At 73.0% G+C, this 7815-nt stretch carries 5 protein-coding genes; 2 read left to right on the top strand and 3 right to left on the bottom strand.

Going from position 1 to position 7815, the window contains the following annotated elements:
• Nucleotides 1-209 precede the first annotated feature (209 nt).
• Nucleotides 210-569: a DUF6204 family protein gene (locus tag ACWF9Z_RS16750; RefSeq protein WP_453602791.1), complete on the top strand. Its 360-nt coding sequence runs from the start codon at nt 210-212 to the stop codon at nt 567-569.
• A gap of 129 nt (nt 570-698) precedes the next feature.
• Nucleotides 699-2510, top strand: coding sequence for a galactose oxidase-like domain-containing protein (locus tag ACWF9Z_RS16745; protein WP_453602790.1), 1812 nt, complete (start codon nt 699-701; stop codon nt 2508-2510).
• A 13-nt stretch (nt 2511-2523) separates the two neighbouring features.
• Here ACWF9Z_RS16745 and ACWF9Z_RS16740 read toward each other — a convergent pair whose 3' ends face one another.
• From ACWF9Z_RS16740 to ACWF9Z_RS16730, 3 genes are all read right to left on the bottom strand, one after another.
• Nucleotides 2524-4923: a CARDB domain-containing protein gene (locus ACWF9Z_RS16740; protein ID WP_453602788.1), complete on the bottom strand. Its 2400-nt coding sequence runs from the start codon at nt 4921-4923 to the stop codon at nt 2524-2526.
• A gap of 234 nt (nt 4924-5157) precedes the next feature.
• Nucleotides 5158-5787, bottom strand: coding sequence for a HutD/Ves family protein (locus tag ACWF9Z_RS16735; protein WP_453602787.1), 630 nt, complete (start codon nt 5785-5787; stop codon nt 5158-5160).
• Between the two features lie 125 nt (nt 5788-5912).
• The gene (locus ACWF9Z_RS16730) at nt 5913-7457 is read right to left on the bottom strand and encodes an aldehyde dehydrogenase family protein (protein WP_453602786.1); all 1545 of its coding nucleotides are present in this window, start codon (nt 7455-7457) and stop codon (nt 5913-5915) included.
• Nucleotides 7458-7815 lie beyond the last annotated feature (358 nt).

Here is a 7815-nt window from a genome sequence, read left to right as displayed (position 1 = left end):
GCGCTGGCTCCCCGCCGGGGGGGGGTCTCCCGCAGCCGGCCCCCGGGGCGCCCCCCCCGCCGGCGGCCCCCCCCGCGACCGCCCAGGTCAGGGACGCGGCGCCCGCCCGGTGACGGGGCCGTGCCCCCCGGCACGCGTTGCACCGTCCGGGTGGCGGCCACCGCGAAATCCCGGTGCGCGGGGCGAGGGGCGCCGCCTAGGCTGACGGGATGAGCACCCGCACCTTCCGCATCACCGTCCGGGGGTCCTTCGACGGCCTCAGCGAAGAGCAGCGCGCCGAGCTCCTCGCGGACGCGGCGCAGCACGACATGCTGAACGCGAGGTTCACCCCCGAGGGGGACCTCACGTACGACCTGGCCGCCCGGCCCTTCTTCACCTTCCGCTTCCTGGCCGAGGGCGAGGCCGAGGAGGACATCCTGGACGCGACGGCGCATGCCGAGCTGGCGGCCGAGAGCTGGATGACCGAACGCGGGTACGGCTTCAAGCGGCTGACCTCGCAGGCCCAGGACCTCACGCTGGCTCCGCTGAGCAAGCGGCAGCGGCAGGCGGCCGCGCGGGAGAACGCCTGAGCGGAAGCCTCGCCCGGCAGGCTGCCGAACGGCTCAAGGGCCGGGTGTCGATCGCGTCACACGGCCCGTTTCGTGCGGGTATTTCCTACGATGAGCACTCCGCCGGAACCGCCCGCGCCGAGGAGTGCCATGCGCCGCCTGCAACGGTCCGCCCTGCTGTCCGCGGCCGCGGTCGTCTGCGCCGCGGTCCTCACGACCACCCCCGCCGCGGCGCACGACGCCGGTGGCGGGAGCGACCCCGGCGAGGCCGCCGTCATCGGCGCGGACCACGCACGGGCCCACGCCGCACTGCGCCGCGCGGCCAAGGGCACGTCGGAGTATCCGCAGGCGCGGCGCACCGAGAGCCTGGAGGCGCTGCGCCTCTCGCAGCGCGAGGCGAACTCCGCTTTCGACGCGGCGCTCTCGGGACGGTTCACCGACTACTTCCCCTCCCCCGACTTCGGCGTGCACCTCGCCCAGCTGCCCACCGGAAAGGTGCTGCTCTTCTCCTTCTCGCGGGTGGAGACCGACCCCACCAAGGAGACCGGTCCCACCGACCGGATCGGGCCGGCCAACGCGGGCCGCGCCTATCTGTGGGATCCCGCGAAGGGGACCGGAGCCCGGGCGTTCAAGAAGGTCACGCCGCCCGTCGTGCTGATGCCCGACGGTACGCACGCGCCGCGCCCCGCGCCGTTCTTCTGCGCGGGCCACTCGTTCCTGCCCAACGGGATGCTCGGGGTGTTCGGCGGCAACACGGGCGGCAAGGGCGGCAGCGGCGCCAGACTGTCCTTCGTCTTCGATCCGTGGACCGAGGGCTGGTACCGCAACCGCGACATGGCGGTGGGCCGCTGGTACCCGTCGGTGGTGACCGGCGCGGACGGCCGCCAGATCATCATGTCCGGCCAGTCCGAACGCGGTACGGGGACCCCGACCCCGGTGGTGGAGCGGTTCCCCGCGCTCGGGCACCCCGTCCCCTGGCGGCCGTTCGACATCCCGCTGGACATCGCCTCGCAGCGGCTGCGTTCGGACGCCCCGTTCCGCAACGACTACCCGCACCTGTTCTCGCTGCGCGACGGCATGGTCTACGGGCTCGGGCGCGACGCCGACCAGCAGTGGCTCTTCGACCCGCGCGCGGAGACCCGTACGGATCTGCCCAGGCGGCCCGCCGACTTCCGGGGCTACGGGTCCGCCGTGCCGTTGCCGGCCGGCTTCCGGGGCCCGGATTCGGTACTGGTGCTCGGCGGCGACCCGCGCGACCCGCATACGTACCGGCTGTCGGGCGGGGCGGGCGGCCGCTGGACCACGCAGGAGCCGCGCGCCTTCGGCCGGACCCAGGACGACACGCTGATCCTGCCCGACGGGAAACTGCTGACCGTCAACGGTGCGCTGGACACCCGGAACTACGGTTTCGGACCGTTCAATCCGAAGGCCGACCTGAAGTACCGGCAGACCGAACTGCGCGGCGCGGACGGCCGGTGGCGGCTGGGGCCGGCCCAGCGACTCCCCCGGGGGTACCACTCCAACGCCCTGGTGCTGCCGGACGGCCGGGTGATGGTCACCGGGGACGAGCTGCAGCAGATCGCCAACGACCCCGACATCAAGGACGGCATGGACGGCTCGATCGAGATCTACGAGCCGCCCTACCTGCACGCGGGCGCCCGGCCGGCGCTCGACCGGGTCCCGGCGGGCGAACTCGCCCACGACGCGGAGTTCTCCGTCGAGAGCGCGGACGCCCCCGGGGTCCGGCGCGCCGTGCTGCTGGCGCCGACCACCGTCACGCACGCGGTGAACACCAGCCAGCGCCATCTGGAGCTGCGGATGACCGGCGTCCGCGGCCGCACGATCGGGCTGCGGGCGCCGGCCACCGCGGCCGACGCCCCGCCCGGGTACTACATGCTGTTCCTCCTCGACGGGAAGGGTGTACCCAGTACGGCGAGGTGGGTCAAACTCGGCAAGCGGTGAACCTCCCCCGCTTCTAGCTGCCGTTGATCACGAACTGCGATCCCGGTTCGACCAGGACGTTGCCGTCGGCCGAGCCGGTGATCGTGACGTTCGACAGGGTCGCGCTGCCGCGCGCGCCGCCGTGTGCGCGGATGCCGGCCCCGTTGTTGGACCGGTCGATGCGCACGTTGGTGACCTTGACGTCGGGCATGGTGCCGCCGCCGGTCTTGAACTGGATCCCGTCGTAGGTCGAGTCGTGGATGTCGGTGTCGCGGATGGTGACGCCCGGGATCGGCAGGTTGGCCGCGAAGAGCGTGATCGCGCCGAACTCCTGGGCCTCGCCCCAGAAGGCGCCGCCGGTGCGGAACAGGCCGTTGCCCGCGATCAGGGTCTGCCCGGAGAAGAGCAGCGGGTCGTGGTCGGTCGCGAGCATGATGCCGGGGTAGTTCATGGTGTCGTAGATCAGGTTGTTCTCGATGGTGTTGCCGTAACCGCCGTACAGGGCGATGCCGTTGGCGCGCCACGGCAACTGGATGGTGTTGTTGCGGAAGTGGTTGTCGTGGCCGACGTCGACCGACTGGTCCTTCACGTACTTGCTGGACCACACCGCGAGGGCGTCGTCCCCGGTCGTGGGGAAGGAGGAGTTGAAGACGGTCGAGTTGCGCGTGCCGTTGGCGAGGTTGATGCCGTCGGCGTAGGTGTCGCGGATGCGCATCCCGCTGAACTCGACGCCGTCGCCGGGGCCCCACAGGGCAGGGATGTTGTCGTAGTCGCGGCCCACCCAGACGCCGACGTTGGCGTGCTCGATCCACACGTTCGTGATCTTCGTGTTCTTGCCGAACCGGCCGTTGAGGCCCACGCCGCCCTCGGCGTCGCCGTCACCCCCGCGGATCCGGCCCGACCCGAAGATGGCGATGTCGGAGATCTGCGTGTTGTCGTCGAGGTCGAACCCGAAGTTGCCCTCGTGCGGGTGGTTGATTCCGCCCGCGTTCTGCGGCTGGGTCAGGGTGTAGAGCTGCGAATACCACATGCCCGCACCGCGGATCGACACGTTGCTGATGCCCACCTGGTTGAACTGCCCCCGGTTCAGCGGGTCGTCGGTGAGGATCTTCTGCTCCTGGCGCCACTGGCCCTGCGGGATCCAGACACAGGCGATCTGCCCGTTCTGGTCCGCGGTCACGGCCCTCTGGAGGGCGGCCGTGTCGTCGATGCCGTCGTTGGGGATCGCGCCGTAGTCGGTGATCGAGGTGCACTCGGCGGGCTTGGACGCCGCCGGGGCCACCTTCTCCAGGTCGACCAGGTCGATGACGTAGTACGAGGCCGTGTCGCCCGCGTCGCGCTGGAGGCGGAAGGTGGTGCCGGCCGGGTAGCTCTGCGCGAGCAGGGCGTGGGACTCGTCGAAGAGCCTGCGGGCGTCGCCGCCCGGGGTGTTGGTCAGCCCCTCGGGGCTGTCGGTGCTGCCGTAGAGCCAGCTGTGCCCGAAGGTGCGCTTGGCGTCGCTCTGCAGCAGCGTGCCCGTGTAGCTCCCGGCCTCCGCCTCGTACTCGGTGTACGGGAGCGCCGCCCCGCGGCCGACGACCACGGCCCGGGAGTAGCTGTTGTTGTTCTCGTTGGTCTCGGCGACCAGGCCCGTCCCGTCGGCGGTGGCGGTGAGGGTGGCCCCGCCGCTGACCGCCGTCCACGTGCCGTTGACCGCCACGTCGACGGTCTCGCCGGCCGCGATCCGCGGGGTCGGACCGTTCAGGGTCGTGGACCCGGCGACGAGCCGCGTGACGGTGCCGGCGCTCACCGCCGTGGTGCCCCGGTTGCGCACGGCCACGGTGAAGGAGACCGGGGCTCCCACGGCGGGGTCGGCCGGGTCGGTCGCGATGGACAGGGCTTCGAGGTCGGGGCCGGGGGCCTGGCCGACGACGAGCTTCGCCATGGCGGTGCGGCTGTTGCTGGTGTCGTCCTGCTCGGCCACGGTGTCGGCCGGGTCCACCACGGCCGAGACGGTGTAGCTGCCCATCGGGCGCTTCCCGACGGAGACCGGGACGGTGGCCGAGGCGCCGGCGGCCAGGGCGCCGACCGGGGCGCTGCCCGCGACCGCGCCTTCGAGGCTGACGTTGACGGAGGTGGCCGGGGAGGCGACCGTACCGGCGTTGCGGACGGTGGCGTCGACGGTGACGGCGTCGCTCTCGGACGGGCTGCCCGGGGACCAGGCGAGGTCCGCGACCGTCAGGTCCGGGTTCGGGGCGGCGGCGCCGATGACCTGGAACTCGGCGGCCTGGCCGCCTCCGGCCCCGGTGTTGCCGGAGAACTTCAGCTGGATGTCGGCGAGCCGGCCGGTGACGGGGACGGTCACGGCAGGCCGTCGCGCGCGCCTGCCGCAAACTTGCAGATCGTTCTTTGTTTTTTGAGTGATCTGATCGCAGTTATGCGGCCATCGCGGCACAGGTTTCTAGCAGAGGAGGATTTTGTCAACGCTCCGCGCACACAAGGGCGCTGGACGGGGCCCGGCCGAACGCCGGATCAGGCACGGCTCGCCGGGGGCACCACCTTCACCGCCGGCCCGCTCATCGGCGCGGACGGCGCCCCGCCCAGGGGCGGACGGCATCTGGTCCAGGGGCGGACGGCATCTGGTCCACGGTCCGGCCGCCGGTGCTACGGCCGGACCCGGTACTGCGGGCTACGCCGGCTCAGCGGGGCCGGAGGCCGCCGGGCCCGGGGCTGCCAGCCGGACCACCGCCGCGCGCCCGGCGGTCCGCAGCACGAGCTCCCCGGCTCCCGTCGCCCAAGCGGCGTCGTACGCGCCCAGTTCGGTGCGGAGTTCGGCGCCGAGTTCGGTGCGGCCCGCCACCTCGGCCGTCCCCTCCAGGGCGACGACCAGCAGGGTTTCTCCGGGCCGGACGGTGAGCGCGAGGTCGCCCCGTACGACGGCGGTGTCGGCCGTCACCACGCCCCTGCGGTACATCACGTTGAAGTTGACCACCGGCCCGCCCAGCAGCCGGCAGTCGGTCGGTTCGTCCCCGGGGAACCGCTGGGGCTCGAACCGCCGGTCCACGAGGCGCCGTACCCCCGCGATCCGCAGGTCCATGCCGGCGCCCTCGGCGAGGGTGAGCGTGCGCTCGACGCCCGGGAAGACGGAGAAGGGGCCGTCGGCCGTGACCTCGGCCAGGCTGACCCGCCAGCCGAACGCGTCCATCCCGGCGCCCTCGGGCCCGGCGGCGATCTCGCGGGTGACTCCCCCGCCGTTCTTCCACGCGGCCGCCGCACGGTCGGCCGCCCGCAGGACACGGATCGCTGCTTCGCTGGTCATGACACCCTTCCGGGCCCGGGGAGGTGCTTCCCGGGCCCGGACGAGCCTATCGAGTCGAGCGGGCGCCCCGCGCTGAGACCGGCGGGTTCACCGGGTCGCGGCGCCCGGAACGGCGCCGGGGACCGTCACGGCATCAGCTGGTACTCCGGGAAGTTGCCGGGGAGCCGTTCGCCGTCGGGGCCGTTGGTGACGGCGTGGACGAGGAGTTCGCCTCCGACGAAGGCGCCGCGCCAGGAGGCGCCGAAGCCGCCGAAGAGCTCTTCGCGGTCACCGCGTGAACGGGGCTTGCCCTGGCCGATCTTGAAGGCCCGGACCTGCGGCGCGAGGCGGTTGAAGGTGGCGGGGTCGTCGGTGGAGAGGGTGGCGACGAGCGCCCCGTTGGAGGCGTTCATCGCGGCGAGGAGCTCGGCCTCGGTGTCCACGAGGACGATGGTGTCGACCGGTCCGAAGGGCTCCGCGTGGTACAGCGGTGAGGACGCGGGCGGGCTGAGCAGGGTCAGCGGAGCCACGTAGGCCGAGGTGTCCTGGCCGGGCAGGAAACGGGCCGGATCCAGAGCTCCCCGGAAGAGCGGGACCGCCCCGTGCCCGACGGCCTCGGCGGCGTGGTCGGTGAGCTCCTTGGCCTTCGACGCGTTGATGAGGGGACCGAAGTCCAGCTCGGGCAGCGGGTCGTCGGGGTGCGCCACCGCGAGCGGGTGACCGGTACGGACCGAGGCGACGGCCGGCAGGTACGCGGCGAGGAAGGCGTCGAAGGCGGTGCGCTGGACGACGAAGCGGGGGTAGGCGGTGCAGCGCTGCTTGCCGTAGTCGAAGAGCTTGGGGATGACCGCGCCCAGGGACGCCCAGTCCGTGTGCTCCCAGATGCCCCAGGTGTTGAGGCCCTCTTGTTCCAGGACGTGCCGCTTGCCGAGGTCGGTGACGGCCGTGGCGATGCGGGCACCCGTGTCGCGGCCGCCCACGAAGGAGACACAGCCGATCTCCGGGGACCGGACGAGGGCTTCGGACAGCTCGCCGCCGCTGCCGCTGATCAAGGTCACCGGGATGTTCTCGCGGTGGATGAGCGCGCAGGCCAGGGTGAGACAGGCGAGCCCGCCGTCGGTGGGGGTCTTGGCGATGACGGCGTTGCCCGCCAGCGCCTGCACGAGCATCGCGTGGACCAGCACCGACATCGGGTAGTTCCAGCTGGCGATGTTGGAGACGGGACCTTCGAGCGGGGTCCGGCCCTCGAGCATGCCGTCGATGTTCTCCACGTACCAGCGCACACCCTCGATGGCGCGGTCCACGTCGGCCTGAGCCAGCCGCCAGGGCTTTCCGATCTCCCACACCAGCAGGAGGGAGAGCAGCTCGCGGTGCTCGACGAGGGCGTCGAGGGCCGCGGTGACGCGGGCACGGCGTTCGGGCAGCGGTACGTGGCGCCAGGCGCGGTGCTGGTCGAGGGAGGCTCGCACGGCACGGGCCGCGGTATCGGCGTCCAGCCGCGGCGGGCCCGCGATGGGGGTGCCGTCCACGGGGCTGGTGGCGGGCAGGGTGCGGCCGTCGTTCTGCCAGGCTCCGCCCCACAGGTTCAGGACGCGGTCCTCGCGGAAGGCCTCCGGGGCCACGGCCAGAGCGCGCCGCCAGGCATCCGACCAGGCCGTGCCGGGCTTGAGGACGAGGGTGGGCTGTGCCATCTGTGAATCTCCGCTCAGGGGGTGGGCGGGGCGGGGAGGTGGCTCGCGTCCGGACGCCCGCGCACCGGGGCGGGCGCGCTCCGAGGCTCCGGGACGTCTGGTCCGACCGTGTGTACTGCTGTGCGGGATGAACCTTCGCACCCGGCAACGGCGCGCCACTCGAGGACCGGCAGGGCGGCGTCGGAGAACCGGCGGAGAGCTGGCCGAGGGACGGCGGGGGGACGGAGCGGGGACGGCGGGGACCGGCCGCGGGAGGACGGGGAGCCGGCCGCGGGAGGACGAGGAACCGGCCGCGGGCAGGGCCGCGGCCGGCCCGGAACGCCGAGGCGCCCCGTCCCCCCGCGGATCGCGGGGGGAC

Source organism: Streptomyces sp. NPDC054961, from assembly GCF_053609145.1.
This window is presented reverse-complemented; position numbering and strand designations above follow the sequence as displayed.

Excerpts from the sequence above, each read along its gene's own strand:
- ACWF9Z_RS16750 (WP_453602791.1), top strand. The coding sequence starts at position 210 with ATGAGCACCCGCACCTTCCGCATCACCGTCCGGGGGTCCTTCGACGGC.
- ACWF9Z_RS16745 (WP_453602790.1), top strand. The coding sequence starts at position 699 with ATGCGCCGCCTGCAACGGTCCGCCCTGCTGTCCGCGGCCGCGGTCGTC.
- ACWF9Z_RS16735 (WP_453602787.1), bottom strand. The coding sequence starts at position 5,787 with ATGACCAGCGAAGCAGCGATCCGTGTCCTGCGGGCGGCCGACCGTGCG.
- ACWF9Z_RS16730 (WP_453602786.1), bottom strand. The coding sequence starts at position 7,457 with ATGGCACAGCCCACCCTCGTCCTCAAGCCCGGCACGGCCTGGTCGGAT.